General features: G+C 73.1%; 13 protein-coding genes. 8 read left to right on the forward strand and 5 right to left on the reverse strand.

Going from position 1 to position 15632, the window contains the following annotated elements; translation table 11 throughout:
* Positions 1 to 136: 136 nt before the first annotated feature.
* Positions 137 to 880, reverse strand: coding sequence for a polyphosphate--glucose phosphotransferase (ppgK, locus tag I3F54_RS10120; RefSeq protein WP_240118332.1), 744 nt, complete (start codon positions 878 to 880; stop codon positions 137 to 139).
* Positions 881 to 909: 29 nt separating this feature from the next.
* Positions 910 to 1926: a 4-hydroxy-3-methylbut-2-enyl diphosphate reductase gene (locus I3F54_RS10125; protein ID WP_240118333.1), complete on the reverse strand. Its 1017-nt coding sequence runs from the start codon at positions 1924 to 1926 to the stop codon at positions 910 to 912.
* A gap of 115 nt (positions 1927 to 2041) precedes the next feature.
* Between I3F54_RS10125 and I3F54_RS10130 the strand changes: the two genes are divergently transcribed.
* The 3 genes from I3F54_RS10130 (at position 2042) to I3F54_RS10140 (ending at position 5194) form a co-directional block, all read left to right on the forward strand.
* The gene (locus I3F54_RS10130; RefSeq protein ID WP_240118334.1) at positions 2042 to 3448 is read left to right on the forward strand and encodes an APC family permease; all 1407 of its coding nucleotides are present in this window, start codon (positions 2042 to 2044) and stop codon (positions 3446 to 3448) included.
* 255 nt (positions 3449 to 3703) lie between these two features.
* On the forward strand, positions 3704 to 4924 hold the full coding sequence (gene xseA, locus I3F54_RS10135; RefSeq protein WP_240118335.1) for an exodeoxyribonuclease VII large subunit: 1221 nt from the start codon (positions 3704 to 3706) through the stop codon (positions 4922 to 4924).
* A 24-nt stretch (positions 4925 to 4948) separates the two neighbouring features.
* Positions 4949 to 5194, forward strand: a complete 246-nt coding sequence (locus tag I3F54_RS10140) for an exodeoxyribonuclease VII small subunit (protein ID WP_240118336.1) — start codon at positions 4949 to 4951, stop codon at positions 5192 to 5194.
* 223 nt (positions 5195 to 5417) lie between these two features.
* Here the strand turns inward: I3F54_RS10140 and I3F54_RS10145 are convergent, their stop codons facing one another.
* Complete coding sequence (locus I3F54_RS10145) at positions 5418 to 5945, reverse strand: DUF4245 domain-containing protein (protein ID WP_240118337.1); 528 nt, start codon at positions 5943 to 5945, stop codon at positions 5418 to 5420.
* A 126-nt stretch (positions 5946 to 6071) separates the two neighbouring features.
* Between I3F54_RS10145 and glpX the strand changes: the two genes are divergently transcribed.
* Positions 6072 to 7106 carry a class II fructose-bisphosphatase gene (gene glpX / locus I3F54_RS10150; protein WP_240118338.1) on the forward strand — a complete coding sequence of 345 codons (1035 nt, stop codon included), beginning with the start codon at positions 6072 to 6074 and terminating at the stop codon, positions 7104 to 7106.
* A gap of 488 nt (positions 7107 to 7594) precedes the next feature.
* Here the strand turns inward: glpX and I3F54_RS10155 are convergent, their stop codons facing one another.
* Positions 7595 to 7972, reverse strand: a complete 378-nt coding sequence (locus I3F54_RS10155; protein WP_240118339.1) for a WhiB family transcriptional regulator — start codon at positions 7970 to 7972, stop codon at positions 7595 to 7597.
* 112 nt (positions 7973 to 8084) lie between these two features.
* Entirely contained in the window at positions 8085 to 8762 is a 678-nt protein-coding gene (locus I3F54_RS10160; protein WP_240118340.1) for a DUF1707 domain-containing protein, read from the reverse strand.
* 222 nt (positions 8763 to 8984) lie between these two features.
* Here I3F54_RS10160 and I3F54_RS10165 point away from each other — a divergent pair, with 222 nt between their 5' ends.
* The 4 genes from I3F54_RS10165 to I3F54_RS10180 all read left to right on the forward strand — a co-directional run bounded on the left by I3F54_RS10165 (position 8985) and on the right by I3F54_RS10180 (position 15557).
* Complete coding sequence (locus I3F54_RS10165) at positions 8985 to 10697, forward strand: fumarate hydratase (protein WP_374205885.1); 1713 nt, start codon at positions 8985 to 8987, stop codon at positions 10695 to 10697.
* A 317-nt stretch (positions 10698 to 11014) separates the two neighbouring features.
* The gene (locus I3F54_RS10170; RefSeq protein WP_308373340.1) at positions 11015 to 12412 is read left to right on the forward strand and encodes a class II fumarate hydratase; all 1398 of its coding nucleotides are present in this window, start codon (positions 11015 to 11017) and stop codon (positions 12410 to 12412) included.
* 83 nt (positions 12413 to 12495) lie between these two features.
* Positions 12496 to 13191, forward strand: coding sequence for a DUF402 domain-containing protein (locus I3F54_RS10175; protein WP_240118342.1), 696 nt, complete (start codon positions 12496 to 12498; stop codon positions 13189 to 13191).
* Between the two features lie 299 nt (positions 13192 to 13490).
* A complete protein-coding gene (locus tag I3F54_RS10180) occupies positions 13491 to 15557 on the forward strand; it encodes an ATP-binding SpoIIE family protein phosphatase (protein ID WP_240118343.1) in 2067 nt (688 codons plus the stop codon).
* Positions 15558 to 15632 lie beyond the last annotated feature (75 nt).

Below are 15632 nucleotides of genomic sequence, written 5' to 3' on the forward strand. Positions count from 1 at the left end.
GTGCCCGGCCGTCCGACCCGGCGGTCCCGGCCGGGCCGCCGACCTGCCGCCGGGTGCCCCCGCGGCCGCCGGTCCGCTGTCCCGCGCGCCCCGGACCCCCGGCCCTGCCGCCCTGCGGCTCCGTGACCTCGCCGCCCTACTGCTCCGCCGCCCGCATCGCCGCGCCCACGATGCCCGCGTTGTTCTGGAGCTGCGCGGGGACGATCTCGGCCCTGATGTGCTTGATGTGATGCAGGAACCTGTGGGCCTTGCGGCTGACGCCGCCGCCGATGATGAACAGCTCCGGGGAGAAGAGCATCTCGACGTGCGCGAGGTACTTCTGCACGCGGTGGGCCCAGTGCTCCCAGGACAGCTCGTGGTCATCCTTGGCCTTGCTGGAGGCCCGCTTCTCCGCGTCGTGGCCGTGCAGCTCCAGATGGCCCAGCTCGGTGTTGGGCACCAGCGCGCCGTCGATGAACACGGCGCTGCCGATGCCCGTGCCGAAGGTCAGCAGGATGACCGTGCCGCCGCGGTCCTTGCCGGCGCCGAAGTGCATCTCGGCGACCCCGGCCGCGTCGGCGTCGTTGACCACCGTCACCGGCAGGCCGCCGAGCCGGTTCCCGAACAGGGCGCGCGCGTCGGTGCCGATCCAGCTCCCGTCGACGTTGGCCGCGGTGCGGACCGTCGCTCCGCCGGTGACGACACCGGGGAAGGTGAGGCCGACCGGGCCGGTCCAGCCGAAGTGGTCGACGACCTGCCTGACGCCGTCGGCCACGCCGTCGGGTGTCGCCGGGTGCGGGGTGAGCACCTTGCGGCGTTCCTGGGCCAGGTCGCCCCTGTCCAGGTCCACGGGAGCGCCCTTGATCCCGGATCCGCCGATGTCCACGCCGAAGATCTGCATGACTCCACGTTACGACGGGCGACGGACGGTCACGTCCCGGCCGGACCGGCTCCGCCCCGCTCGGCGGCCAGGGAGGCGGCCTCCTCGCGCAGGTCCCGTCGCAGTTCCTTGGGCAGGGAGAAGGTGATGGACTCCTCGGCCGCCTTCACGATCTCGACGTCCTCGAAGCCGCGCTCGGCGAGCCACTCCAGCACCTGCTCGACGAGCACCTCGGGGACGGAGGCGCCGGAGGTGACGCCCACGGTCGTCACGCCCTCCAGCCAGGCCTCGTCGATCTCGTCGGCGAAGTCCACGAGGTGGGCCGCGCGGGCGCCGGCCAGCTTGGCGACCTCGACGAGCCGCTTGGAGTTGGAGGAGTTGCGGGAGCCGACGACGACGACCAGGTCGGCCTCGGCACCCATCTGCTTCACGGCGAGCTGGCGGTTCTGCGTGGCGTAGCAGATGTCGTCACTGGGCGGGGAGACGAGCTGCGGGAACTTGTCCTTCAGCGCGTCCACCGTCTCCATGGTCTCGTCGACCGAGAGCGTGGTCTGGGACAGCCACACGACCTTGGAGGTGTCGCGGACCTCGACCCCGGCCACGTCCTGGGGACCGTCGACGAGCTGGATGTGGTCGGGAGCCTCGCCGGAGGTGCCGATGACCTCCTCGTGGCCCTCGTGGCCGATCAGGAGGATGTCGTAGTCGTCGTTGGCGTACCGGATGGCTTCCTTGTGGACCTTGGTGACCAGCGGGCAGGTGGCGTCGATGGTGGCGAGCCGGCCGCGGCGGGCCTCCTCGTGGACGACGGGCGCGACGCCGTGCGCGGAGAACATCACGATGTTGCCCGGCGGCACCTCCTCCGTCCGCTCGACGAAGACGGCGCCCTTCTTCTCCAGGGTCTGCACGACGTACTTGTTGTGGACGATCTCGTGCCGGACGTAGACCGGGGCCCCGTACTGCTCCAGGGCCTTCTCGACGGCGATCACGGCGCGGTCCACACCCGCGCAGTAGCCCCGGGGGGCGGCGAGCAGGACACGGCGGCCAGGCGAAGCAGTCATGCTCCCCATCGTAAGGCCGCGTTCGGGGGTCCAGAGATCGCACGCCGGGCACGCCGCCGTGAGACTGGCGGTGATCCCGTCGGTGAGCCGCGGCGGGCCGGGGCGAGCCGGAAAGGGGTCCCTGATGTCCGGCACCGGTACGACGGCCCGGCGGGCGGCCGGCGCGGGGAAGGCGCTGCGGCGCAGCCTGGGTCTGCGCGACCTGGTCGTCTACGGGCTGCTGTTCATCGCGCCGATGGCGCCGGTCGGCGTGTTCGGCACGCTGGACGCCAGATCGCACGGCGCGGTGGCGCTGGTGTACGTCGTCGCCACGATCGCGATGGCGCTCACCGCCTTCAGCTACGCGCAGATGGTGCGGGTGGTGCCCCGGGCCGGCTCGGTCTTCTCGTACGCGCGCGCGGCGCTCGGGCGGGGGGCCGGATTCGTCGCGGGCTGGATGGCGGTGCTGGACTATCTGCTGGTCCCGGCGGTGGCGTACCTGTTCTCGGGCATCGCCATGCACGCCCTGGTCCCGCAGGTCTCCCGCTGGGTGTGGACGGCGTCGGCGGTGGTGGTGACGACCCTGCTGAACCTGTGGGGCGTGCGGGCGGCGGCCCGTGTGGGCTTCCTGGTGCTGGCGATGGAGGTCGCGGTGCTGCTGGTCTTCGTGGTCTCCGCGGTGGTCGTCCTCGTGGGCGACGGTGCCCGGCGCGGCTGGCTGTCGCCGTTCACCGGCGACGGCAGCCAGGGCTCGTTCGCGTTGTCGGCGGTGCTCGGCGCGGTCTCGGTCGCCGTTCTGTCGTATCTGGGCTTCGACGCGATCGCCGCGTTCGCCGAGGAGGTCACCGGGGGGTCGGCCGCGGTGGCACGGGCCCTGCTGTTCTGCCTGGCGCTGACGGGCGTGCTATTCACGGCGCAGACCTACCTGATCGCCCTGCTGGAGCCGATGTCGTCGGCGCAGCTGGCCGCCCGGCCCGGCGGGCAGGGATCGGCGTTCTACGACGCCGTGGACACCTCGGTCGGCGGCTGGCTGCACGATCTCGTGGCCGTCAGCAAGGCCCTCGGCGCCGCGTTCGCCGCGCTGGCGGGGCAGGCAGCGGCGGGGCGGCTGCTGTTCGCGATGGGCCGGGACCGGCGGCTGCCGGGCGCCCTGTCCCGCACGTCCGGCGGGGTCCCGCGCGTGGCGCTCCTGGTCGCCGCGGTGTTCACGCTGGCCGCCGCGGTGTGGGCGGCGCGTCGCGGCGACGGCATGGACCATCTGGTCTCGGTGGTCGACATCGGTGCACTGACCGCGTTCACGCTGCTGCACGCGAGCGTGGTGGGCTGGTTCGCGGTACGGCGCCGGAACGGCGGGCCCGTCTGGTGGCGGCATGTGCTGGCGCCCGTGGCGGGGGCGGCGATCACCCTCGCGGTGATCGCGTCGGCGTCGCGGACCGCCCAGCTGGTGGGCGCGGTCTGGCTGGTGATCGGGCTCGTGGTGCTGGTGACCCAGCGGGGGCGCTCAGCCGTGGGGCCTGCGGAGCCGGGGGGCGGACCGGTCGGCGCGGGGTGAGGGAGGGCGCCCGGCAGGCGTGCGCGTACCGCTCGCCGCCCCGTGCAGAACCGCGCGGCGGCCGGTCGGCCCGGGGGCCGCCACCGGAGCCGCGCCTCCCGCAGCGCTCCGACCGCATCGCTCTCACCGCTCGGGCCGTGCCCCTTCCCGCTCCCCTCACCCGCTTCCGCCATGCCGCCCGCCGTGACGACCGCGCGCGGCGGGGCCGGTGCCGGGCGCCGCGCGTTGTCGGTGCGGCCCGTTACGCTCGCGGGCATGGCTGTCAACACGTCCGCGGACACTCCGCTCCCCGTGGGGGAGGTCTCGCGGCTCATCGGCGGATGGATCGACCGGCTGGGCGCGGTGTGGGTCGAGGGACAGATCACGCAGCTGTCGCGGCGGCCGGGCGCGGGGGTCGTGTTCCTGACGCTCCGGGATCCGTCGTACGACATCTCGGTCGGGGTCACCTGCTACCGGCAGGTGTTCGACGCCGTCGCGGACATCGTCGGCGAGGGCGCCCGGGTCGTCGTCCACGCGAAGCCGGAGTGGTACGCCCCGCGCGGGCAGCTGTCGCTGCGGGCCGCGGAGATCCGGCCGGTGGGGGTCGGCGAGCTGCTGGCGCGCCTGGAGCAGCTGAAGAAGTCGCTCGCCGCGGAGGGGCTGTTCGCGCCGGAGCGCAAGAAGTCGCTGCCGTTCCTGCCGCAGCTGATCGGGCTGGTGTGCGGGCGGGCCTCGGCGGCCGAGCGGGACGTGCTGGAGAACGCGCGGCACCGCTGGCCCCACGTCCGCTTCGAGGTGCGCAACGTGGCCGTGCAGGGCGTGCACGCGGTGCCGCAGGTGGTGCAGGCCGTCAAGGAGCTGGACGAGATCCCCGAGGTCGACGTCATCGTCGTCGCGCGGGGTGGCGGCAGCGTGGAGGACCTGCTGCCGTTCTCCGACGAGCAGCTGGTCCGGGCGGTCGCCGCCTGCCGGACGCCGGTGGTGTCGGCGATCGGCCACGAGCCGGACAACCCGCTCCTCGACCACGTCGCCGATCTGCGCGCCTCGACGCCGACCGACGCGGCCAAGAAGGTCGTGCCGGACGTCGGCGAGGAGCTGGCGCGGGTGCGGATGCTGCGCGACCGGGCGCGGCGGTGCGTGGAGGGGTTCGTGGAGCGGGAGGAGCGCGGACTGGCCCACGCGCTGGCCCGGCCGGCGCTACAGGATCCGCATCGCATGATCGACGAGCGGGCGGAGCAGGTGGCGTCCCTGACGGACCGCTCCCGGCGCTGTCTCGGGCATCTCCTGGACCGCGCCGACTCGGAGCTGACGCACACGCACGCGCGCGTGGTGGCGCTGTCCCCCGCGGCCACGCTCCGGCGCGGGTACGCGGTACTGCAGCGGGCGGACGGGCACGTGGTGCGGGCTCCGGGCGAGGTCGCGCCGGAGGAGACGCTGCGCGCCCGGGTCGCCGAGGGTGAGTTCACGGTCCGGGCCGAGGGCCCGGCCGGACGTTGACGAATCGATGCATGGGTTGGGTGGATGACCGGCAAGGTGGACGAGGCGCTCGGGTACGAGCAGGCGCGCGACGAGCTGATCGAGGTGGTGCGGCGCCTGGAGGCGGGCGGTACGACGCTGGAGGAGTCGCTCGCGCTGTGGGAACGCGGGGAGGAACTGGCCCGGGTGTGCCGGCGCTGGCTGGAGGGCGCGCGGGCACGGCTCGATGCGGCGCTGGCCCGGGAGGAGGACGCGGCACGCGAGGAGGACGAGCCGGAGAAGGCCGGGTAACGCAGAGAGCACCGCAGGTCAGGCCAGGTGCGACGGCCTCAGCGGGGTGTGACGGCTGCCACCCCGCTCTGTCCGGATGGTGGTCGGCCTCGGCAAGCCGGGCGGGAACGCCTCACGCCCACGCGTCCCGTGCCCGGCCTGAGGCCAGGTCGTCACACCACGGTCCGGCACCCGCACGCACGCCGAAGGGCCCTTCGCCATGCCGTCACGTCATGCCGTCGCGTCACGCCGTCCTCAGCGCGGCGGCCATCTTCGCCAGCTGGTCGAACGGGGCCGTGCCCGCGACCACCGTCGTCGACCCGTCACCGTCGTCCTTCAGCACCAGGGCGTCGTACCGGCCGCCGGTGTACCGGGTCCAGGTGCGACCGGCGATCTCCTGGGTCACCTCGGTCTCCTCGGCGCCCTGACTGGCGGTGTCGATGAACTCCGAGCGCTTCTTGGTGGACTGCTCGACCGCCACGTACTCCCCGCCGGGGGCCTGGAAACCGAGGTGCCAGGCGTCGGAGTCGCTCCCCCTGAAGCGGACCGAGGTCGCCTTCCAGCTCTGCGGCAGGCCCTCGGGGGCGGCCACCGGGTAGGAGGCGGCGCGGCGCGCCGTGAGCAGTTCGACGCGGTAGTCGACCCGCTTGATGTCCGGTGCGTGATCGTCGTGCGGGATGAAGAGGTAGACCACCGCCGCCGCGATCATGATGAGGCCCAGGGAGAGGATCATGTCCCGGACCGTCTTCTGCTTGCCGTTCGAACCTGCCACGCCCCTATCGTCGCAGGTGCCCGTTGCGCTCATCCGTGGGGTCCCCTGCTCATTTTGTCGGACTGACGATAGAGTCATGGCCATTACCCTCATCCGGCCGTCGTCGTATCAGAAAGGTGCGCTCCGATGACCGAACACCACCATTTGCCGTCAGAGCTCGACGTCCCCTCCGAGGCCCCCGACCGCAACCTCGCCATGGAACTGGTCCGGGTGACCGAAGCCGCGGCGATGGCTGCGGGCCGCTGGGTCGGACGAGGCGACAAGAACGGCGCCGACGGCGCCGCGGTGCGCGCCATGCGGACCCTCGTCCACACCGTGTCGATGAACGGCGTCGTCGTCATCGGCGAGGGCGAGAAGGACGAAGCCCCGATGCTCTTCAACGGGGAGCGGATCGGCGACGGGACCGGCCCCGAGTGCGACATCGCCGTCGACCCGATCGACGGCACCACGCTGACCGCCAAGGGCATGCCCAACGCGATCGCGGTGCTGGCCGCCACCGAGCGCGGGTCGATGTTCGACCCGTCGGCCGTCTTCTACATGGACAAGCTGGTCACCGGCCCCGAGGCCGCGGACTTCGTCGACATCGACGCGCCCGTCGCCGTCAACATCCGGCGCATCGCCAAGGCCAAGAGGTCCACGCCCGAGGACGTCACCGTCGTGATCCTCGACCGGCCGCGCCACGAGGGCCTGATCAGGGAGGTCCGGGAAGCGGGTGCCCGCATCAAGCTGATCTCCGACGGCGACGTCGCCGGCTCCATCTACGCCCTGCGCGAGGGCACGGGCGTCGACCTGCTGCTCGGTATCGGCGGCACCCCCGAGGGCATCATCTCCGCCTGCGCGGTGAAGTGCCTCGGTGGCACGATCCAGGGCAAGCTGTGGCCCAAGGACGACGAGGAGCGGCAGCGGGCGATCGATGCCGGGCACGACCTGGACCGGGTGCTGACCACCGACAACCTGGTCTCCGGCGACAACGTCTTCTTCGCGGCGACCGGCATCACCGACGGCGAGTTGCTGCGCGGGGTGCGGTACCGGTCCGAAACGGCGCTGACCTCGTCGATCGTGATGCGTTCGAGGTCCGGCACGGTACGGCGGATCGACTCCGAGCACCGGCTGAGCAAGCTGCGGGCGTACAGCGCGATCGACTTCGACCGGGCGAAGTGACACTCGGAGGCGGCAGGTAGGCCCCGGTGGGACGGGGGCCGGGGCTGCGGCCCGATGCGCGGTGGGGGCACGGATCGTCGGCGGTTCGCCGGCGATCCGGCGCCCGTCACCACGGGGCCGTCCGTCACCGGGGACACCGGCTTCAGGGCCGTCCGTCGCCCGGCCGGCCGTTTTCAGGGCCATCCGTCGCCGGGAACGCCCCGGCCCGGCCGGCTCTCCTTCCCGTAGCACCGGCCCCTGCGGGGCGGACGGGCCCCCGGGCCACACCCCACCCCGGGGTCGGCCGTCCGCCACGGAACCACGCCCCCCCGTGCGGGGCCGCGCCCTGGCGCGGGACCGCACCCCACCGCGAAGGCGTCGGCCGCCGCGGGTACCCCGTGGCGGATCGCGCGGTTCCACGCGCCCCCCCCTGACGGCGCCGTCCCTCCGGCGTCGCACCGGCGGCGCCCCCGGTGCGGAGAGGGCGCCCGAGGTCACGTGAAGGGGGCTCAGCCCGCCGCCGCTATGCGGCCCGCGGCGCTGGCCGTCTTCTTCAGTTCCATCTCGCGGCGGCGGCGCCGGGCCAGGACCACGCGGCGTTCCGCTGCCGTCAGGCCGCCCCAGACGCCGTACGGCTCCGGCTGGAGCAGAGCGTGCTCCCGGCACTCCACCATGACCGGGCAGCGGGCGCAGACCCGCTTGGCGGCCTCCTCCCGGGACAGACGGGCGGCGGTGGGCTCCTTGGAGGGTGCGAAGAAAAGGCCCGCCTCGTCGCGCCGGCACACGGCCTCGGTGTGCCAGGGGGCGTCTTGGTCCCGGTCGCGCGCTGGCACCCGCTGGGCCGGAACGGCGGCTACCTGCAGGGACGAATGCGGCGGTTGCAGCACGGTCTACTCCTGACGACGGCTTCGCGAGCGAGCGACGATGCACCAAGGCCTACCCGCTGTACGCGCGCCTATGCACAGAGTTCCGAACCGGCATACCCACCCTTCACAACCGTCAACGGTCCAAGCGTTTGCGCAGTTTCCTGTCGACCTTGGCCTGCACGCGGTCGAGGATGTCCGCGACGCGCTTGCCCCGCCGGGGCCGCGCCTCGACATTGCCCAGCACGGCCCACCCGTCGACGTACACCACGGGGGCGTCCGGTTCGCCGGAATCGAGCGCGTCCACCTCGAAGTTTCCGAGGACGCCGCCGCCGGTGCCGTGCAGCGAGACGTTCTCCGGGACGCGGATCTCGACGTCACCGAAGACCGAGATCGCCTTGATCATGACCTGCTGGTACTCGAAGAGTGCCTCGCTGAGGTCGATCTCGACACTGCCGAAGACCGCGTACGCATGGATACGGCGGCCCGCTCGCCAGCGGCCCTTGCGGGAGGCGGAGCTGAAGACCGCGACCACGTTGTCGTCGGGGTCGACCGGGACCACGTCCGCGGCCGGGCGGCCGGGGGTGGCGGCACGCGCCGCGCCGGCCCGGTGCGCGGCGGGCAGGTCCCGGACGAAGACCTCCAACTCCCCGACGGTCTTGGCGGCGAGCACGCCCTCGACGCGCTCGGCGTGCTCCTCCGCGGTGAGGCGGCCCTCGGCGAGAGCCTCGCGCAGGATGTCGGCGATGCGGTCGCGGTCGGCATCGGAGGCGCGGATTTCGGCAACCGGCGCGCTCTGCTTCTGAAGGTCCACGGCAGCAGCGTAGCGAAACACGATAGATCGCGACAGTCCCCCGTCCGGGGGATCCGCGGAGCGGCCCGCCGGACTTCCCCCGACCGGCGCCGAGCCCCACCTCACAGACACTGAGCCCTACCTCACAGGCTCCGCGTCCGCCGCAGGTTCTACGCTGGAGGACGCTGCCAATGGAGGCCAGCCGCAGGCGAGTGCGCCTCGAAGATGCTGCCGAGTTGAGGAATGGGCGAGATGCCGCATAGTTCCCCCCCTGCCCGCCCCGCCGCCCCCGGGTTCGCGTACACCGAACTGCTTCCCCAGGGCGAGGACACCACCCCCTACCGGCTGGTGACCGCCGAGGGCGTGTCCACCGTCGAGGGACCGGACGGCCGCACGTTCCTCAAGGTGGAGCCGGAGGCGCTGCGCAAGCTGGCCGAGGAGGCCGTGCACGACATCCAGCACTACCTGCGCCCGGCGCACCTGGCCCAGCTGCGCCGCATCATCGACGACCCGGAGGCGAGCGCGAACGACAAGTTCGTCGCCCTGGACCTGCTGAAGAACGCGAACATCGCGGCGGCGGGCGTGCTGCCGATGTGCCAGGACACCGGCACGGCGATCGTCATGGGCAAGCGCGGGCAGAACGTCCTCACCGAGGGAGCCGACGACGAGCACCTCGCGCACGGCATCTTCGACGCCTACACCCGGCTCAACCTCCGCTACTCGCAGATGGCGCCGCTGACCATGTGGGAGGAGAAGAACACCGGTTCCAACCTCCCCGCGCAGATCGAGCTGTACGCCGCCGACGGCGGCGCGTACAAGTTCCTGTTCATGGCGAAGGGGGGCGGCTCGGCCAACAAGAGCTTCCTCTACCAGGAGACGAAGGCCGTCCTGAACGAGGCCTCCATGATGAGGTTCCTCGAGGAGAGGATCCGGTCCCTGGGCACGGCCGCCTGCCCGCCGTACCACCTGGCGATCGTGGTCGGCGGCACCTCCGCCGAGTACGCGCTGAAGACCGCGAAGTACGCCTCCGCGCACTACCTGGACAACATGCCGACCGAGGGCTCGCCGCTCGGCCACGGCTTCCGGGACAAGGAGCTGGAGGAGAAGGTCTTCGAGCTGACGCAGAAGATCGGCATCGGCGCGCAGTTCGGCGGCAAGTACTTCTGCCACGACGTGCGCGTGGTCCGCCTGCCACGGCACGGCGCGTCCTGCCCGGTCGCGATCGCGGTGTCCTGCTCCGCCGACCGCCAGGCACTCGCCAGGATCACGCCCGAGGGCGTCTTCCTGGAGCAGCTGGAGAAGGACCCGGCCCGCTTCCTGCCCGAGACGACGGACGAGCACCTCCAGGCGGACGGCGACGTCGTCCGCATCGACCTCAACCAGCCGATGGAGACGATCCTCACCGAGCTGACGAGGTACCCGGTCAAGACGCGCCTGTCGCTGACCGGCCCGCTCGTCGTCGCCCGCGACATCGCGCACGCGAAGATCAAGGAGCGGCTGGACGCCGGCGAGGGGATGCCGCAGTACCTCAAGGACCACCCCGTCTACTACGCCGGGCCGGCCAAGACGCCCGAGGGGTACGCGTCCGGATCGTTCGGGCCGACGACGGCCGGGCGCATGGACTCCTACGTGGAGCAGTTCCAGGCGGCGGGCGGCTCCAAGGTGATGCTGGCCAAGGGCAACCGCAGCAAGCAGGTCACCGACGCGTGCGGCACGCACGGCGGCTTCTACCTCGGCTCCATCGGCGGCCCGGCGGCCCGCCTCGCCCAGGACTGCATCAAGAAGGTCGAGGTGCTCGAGTACGAGGAACTCGGCATGGAGGCCGTCTGGAAGATCGAGGTCGAGGACTTCCCCGCCTTCGTCGTGGTCGACGACAAGGGCAACGACTTCTTCCAGGACCCGGCCCCGCAGCCGACGTTCACCTCGATCCCGGTCCGCGGCCCCGGCCTCGGCTGACCCGCCGCACGGCGACGAGGAGCCCCCGGCACGCCCGGGGGCTCCTCGCGTCGGTTCCGCGTTCCCGCAACGGCGCGGGGCCGTCACCGCGCCCGCCGGGGTCCGGATCACGGCCGGGCCTGCCACGACCGGCGCCGCCCGTCCTGCCGGTGAGCACGGCGGCGTCACCCTCCTCGGGAAGGCCCGCTCGCGGCCGGGCGCCGTGGCGGAACACGCCGGCCCGCGGCTCGAAGAGAACCGACTCCGGCCGTACGGCGAGTTCACGGGGGGAACACACGCCGCATCCCGGATGCTGTGTCACACGGAGGTGATCGGCAGTGGCCGACGAGGAGCAGGGGTACCGCATCGAGCACGACTCCATGGGCGACATCCGGGTGCCGGCCGGGGCGAAGTGGCGGGCCCAGACACAGCGGGCCGTGGAGAACTTCCCGGTGTCCGGGCAGCGGATCGAGCGTGCGCACATCGAGGCGCTGGCGCGCGTCAAGGGGGCGGCGGCCGAGGTCAACGCGCGGCTCGGGGTGATCGACGAGGACGTCGCCGGCGCGATCCGGGAGGCGGCCGACGAGGTCGCGCGGGGGCGGTGGGACGAGCACTTCCCCGTCGACGTGTTCCAGACGGGGTCGGGCACCTCGTCCAACATGAACGCCAACGAGGTGATCGCGACGCTCGCGAGCGAGCGCCTCGGCCGGGACGTGCACCCCAACGACCACGTCAACGCCTCGCAGTCCTCCAACGACGTCTTCCCCTCGTCCCTCCACATCGCCGCCACCTCGGCCGTGCTGCGCGACCTGATCCCGGCGCTCGACCATCTGGCCGGCTCCCTGAGCCGCAAGGCCGGGGAGTTCGCCGACGTGGTGAAGTCGGGGCGGACGCACCTGATGGACGCCACGCCGGTCACGCTGGGACAGGAGTTCGCCGGGTACGCGGCGCAGGTCCGCAACGGGGTGGAGCGGCTGAACGCCTCGCTGCCGCGGCTGGCCGAACTGCCGCTGGGCGGCACGGCCGTCGGCACCGGGATCAACACGCCGCCCGGTTTCTCCGCCGCCGTCATCGAGGAGGTGGCGCGGGCCACGGGGCTGCCGCTGACCGAGGCGCGGGACCACTTCGAGGCGCAGGGCGCCCGGGACGGGATCGTGGAGACCAGCGGGCAGCTGCGGACGATCGCCGTCTCCCTCACCAAGATCGCCAACGATCTGCGGTGGATGGCGTCCGGTCCGCGCACCGGGCTCGCCGAGATCTCCCTGCCCGACCTCCAGCCCGGCTCCTCGATCATGCCCGGCAAGGTCAACCCGGTCGTTCCCGAGGCGGTCCTGATGGTCGCCGCCCAGGTCGTCGGCAACGACGCGGCGGTGGCCACCGCCGGCGCGGCGGGCAACTTCGAGCTGAACGTGATGCTGCCGGTCATCGCGAAGAACGTGCTGGAGTCGATCCGGCTGCTGGCGAACGCCTCACGGCTGCTGGCCGACCGGACCGTCGACGGGATCACCGCCCACCGGGAACGCGCCCGCGAGTACGCGGAGTCGTCGCCGTCCGTGGTGACGCCGCTCAACCGGTACCTCGGGTACGAGGAGGCCGCCAAGGTCGCCAAGCGGGCGCTCGCCGAGCGGAAGACCATCCGGCAGGTGGTGGTCGAGGGCGGCTACGTCGAGCGCGGCGACCTGACGGCCGAGGAACTGGACGAGGCGCTGGATGTCCTGCGGATGACGCACCCGTGACATCGGGCGGCGCGCGTCGCACCGGGGTGTGAACCGTGACGCGGGCCGCAGCGTCGTACACCCGTGACACCTAATATCTGTGCATGGCGGACGGTGATGCGGTGACGGCGAACGCGGGCACGGGCGGAGCGGCGGCGTTCTGGGCGCCCGGGAGCCGGATCCTGTGGCGGTACCGCGAGAACGCCGGCGCGCGCTTCCACATCGCGCGGCCCGTCACCGTCGTCCGCGACGACCCGGAGGTCCTCGCCGTCTGGATGGCGCCCGGCACCGAGTGCGTCAAGCCGGTGCTCGCCGACGGCACCCCGGTGCACCTGGAACCGCTCGCCTCGCGCTACACCAGGCCCCGGACCGTGCAGCGCGACCGCTGGTTCGGCACCGGGGTGCTGAAAGTGGCCAGGCCCGGCGAGCCGTGGTCGGTGTGGCTGTTCTGGGAGCCGGGCTGGCGGTTCAAGAACTGGTACGTGAACCTGGAGGAGCCGCTGTCGCGCTGGGCGGGCGGTGTCGATTCCGAGGACCATTTCCTGGACATCTCCGTCCACCCCGACCGCAGTTGGCACTGGCGCGACGAGGACGAGTTCGCGCAGGCACAGCGGGACGGGCTGGTCGGGGCGGAGCTGGCCGAGCGGGTCGGGCGGGCCGGACAGCGGGCCGTGGAGGTGATCCGCGCCTGGGGCCCGCCGTTCTCGGACGGCTGGGAGCACTGGCGCCCGGATCCGTCCTGGACGGTTCCGCAGCTGCCGGAGGACTGGGACCGTACGCCCGCGCACATGTCCTCATGAGACCCTTGATGCGCCCCCGGGCACAAAACGTAGGATCGTCCTCCGCAAGGGCGCACGGCAGCAACTCCCGGCGCGGGCACCGAGTCTGACCCAACGTCACCGAGGGGGCGGCAGGACGTGAGCGAGGGGTACGAGGGCACCACCGGCCGGCATGTGCGCGGACGGCCCACCCGTGGCACGGGAACACCCCCTGTTCACGCCGGAATCCCGTTCCCGGAGCGCGGATTACGGGTATCGGCACTTCGGCGGGACGAACTGCACGCGCGGCGCGCAGTCGCAGACGGACGGATTCGACACGCGTGACGGAGCACCCCACCTCCTACGAGCGTCCCCAGCCGGGCGTCGACCCCGCGGATCCCCGCGGGGCGCTTCTGCGTACCTCCACGCCCGCGCCCCCGCCGGGCGCGGCGGCGCCCTGCGCGCAGGGCCGCGGCCCCGACGGCGGCACCGGCCCCGAGCACTCCCAGCCGACGGCCGCCGAGGCGATGGGGGCGCCGCCCGCGCGAGCGAAGCCGAGCGAGGGCGAGCACCGGCCGCGTCCGGCGCCCGAGGGCATTCCCGTGCAGCCGGGCGCCGCCGTGCCCGCCGGACAGGAACGGCGCACCGGGCAGGGCCCCGCTCCGGGGCAGCCGACGCCGATGCGGCGGGACGGGGACCGGCTGAGGTTCGTCGGCGCCGCGACCCGGCGGATCGCCCGGGGCCTGGACCTGGACGAGATCGTGATGGGCCTGTGCCGGGCGACCGTGCCGACGTTCTCCGATGCCATCCTCGTCTACCTGCGCGATCCGCTGCCGGTCGGCGACGAGCGGCCCACCGGCCCGCTGGTGCTGCGGCTGCGCCGCACCGACCGGATACCGGTGGACCGGGACGCCGAGGCCGGTTTCGCTCCGCTGCCGCAGCCGGCGGCGCAGCCCGAGCCGTGGGAGCTGGCGGAACTGTCCTCGGTGGCCGCGGAGTTGTGCGAGGTACGCGGCGGTGCGGCGCTCGCCGAGGTGCTGCGCGGGGTGCGCCCGGTCTTCGCCGACGCCCCGGCGGCCCGCGCCGCCCTGCCCGAACTGCTGGGCGCGGGCGGCGACCTGGTCGTGCCCAGCGGGCAGCGCGCGATCCTGGCGCCGCTGCGCGGCCGGCGCCGGGTGATCGGCGCCGCGGTGTTCCTGCGCCGCCCCGAGCGCGTCGCCTTCGAGGCCGACGACCTGCTGGTCGCCGCCCAGTTGGCCACGCACAGCGCGCTGGGCATCGACAAGGCCGTGTTGTACGACCGCGAGGCGTACATCGCCGACGAGCTCCAGCGCACGATGCTGCCGGAGACCCTGCCCCGGCCGACCGGGGTGCGGCTGGCCTCCCGCTATCTGCCGGCCGCGGAGACCGCGCGGGTCGGCGGGGACTGGTACGACGCCATCCCGCTGCCCGGCAGCCGGGTCGCGCTGGTCGTCGGTGACGTGATGGGGCACTCCATGACGTCGGCGGCGATCATGGGGCAGCTGCGCACGACCGCGCAGACGCTCGCCGGGCTGGACCTGCCGCCCCAGGAGGTGCTGCACCACCTGGACGAGCAGGCGCAGCGGCTCGGCACCGACCGGATGGCGACCTGCCTGTACGCGGTGTACGACCCCGTGGCGCACCGCATCACCATCGCCAACGCCGGCCATCCACCGCCGGTCCTGCTGCACCTGGGCGGCCGGGCCGAGGTGCTGCGGGTGCCGCCGGGCGCGCCCATCGGCGTCGGCGGTGTGGACTTCGAGGCCGTGGAGCTGGACGCGCCCGCCGGGGCCACGTTGCTGCTGTACACCGACGGACTGGTCGAGTCGCGGCTGCGGGACGTGTGGACCGGGATAGAGCAGCTGCGCGAGAAGCTCGCCGCGACGGCGCAGTTGACGGGCCCGGACCATCCACCGCCCCTGGAGGCCCTGTGCGACGAGGTGCTGGACATGCTCGGGCCGGGCGACCGGGACGACGACATCGCGCTGCTCGCCGCCCGCTTCGACGGGATCGCGCCGAGCGACGTGGCGTACTGGTTCCTGGCTCCGGAGGACGCCGCTCCGGGCAAGGCGCGCCGGCTGGCGAGGCGGGCCCTGGCCCGCTGGGGGCTGGAGGATCTGACGGACTCGGTGGAGCTGCTGGTCAGTGAGGTCGTCACGAATGCCGTACGGTACGCCTCCCGCCCGGTCACGCTGCGGTTGCTGCGCACCGATGTGCTGCGCTGCGAGGTCGGCGACGACGTGCCGCAGTTGCCGCGGCTGCGGCAGGCGCGCGCCACGGACGAGGGCGGGCGCGGGCTGTACCTGGTGAACCGGCTGGCGCGGCGCTGGGGCGCGACGCGGCTGAGCACCGGCAAGGTGGTCTGGTTCGAGCTGAACCGGACGTAGGTCCCTCGGTCTCACATGCGAGGAGGGCGCCCCGTGTTCACGGGGCGCCCTCCTGGCGCGGTCACCGCCCTGGCA

The sequence above is a fragment of the Streptomyces sp. MUM 2J genome (assembly GCF_022414535.1).
Classification (GTDB): domain Bacteria; phylum Actinomycetota; class Actinomycetes; order Streptomycetales; family Streptomycetaceae; genus Streptomyces.

Bases quoted from the DNA above. Each gene is read 5' to 3' on its own strand.
- ppgK (WP_240118332.1), bottom strand. From the start codon at position 880: ATGCAGATCTTCGGCGTGGACATCGGCGGATCCGGGATCAAGGGCGCT.
- I3F54_RS10125 (WP_240118333.1), bottom strand. From the start codon at position 1,926: ATGGGGAGCATGACTGCTTCGCCTGGCCGCCGTGTCCTGCTCGCCGCC.
- I3F54_RS10130 (WP_240118334.1), top strand. From the start codon at position 2,042: ATGTCCGGCACCGGTACGACGGCCCGGCGGGCGGCCGGCGCGGGGAAG.
- xseA (WP_240118335.1), top strand. From the start codon at position 3,704: ATGGCTGTCAACACGTCCGCGGACACTCCGCTCCCCGTGGGGGAGGTC.
- I3F54_RS10140 (WP_240118336.1), top strand. From the start codon at position 4,949: ATGACCGGCAAGGTGGACGAGGCGCTCGGGTACGAGCAGGCGCGCGAC.
- glpX (WP_240118338.1), top strand. From the start codon at position 6,072: ATGACCGAACACCACCATTTGCCGTCAGAGCTCGACGTCCCCTCCGAG.
- I3F54_RS10165 (WP_374205885.1), top strand. From the start codon at position 8,985: ATGGGCGAGATGCCGCATAGTTCCCCCCCTGCCCGCCCCGCCGCCCCC.
- I3F54_RS10175 (WP_240118342.1), top strand. From the start codon at position 12,496: ATGGCGGACGGTGATGCGGTGACGGCGAACGCGGGCACGGGCGGAGCG.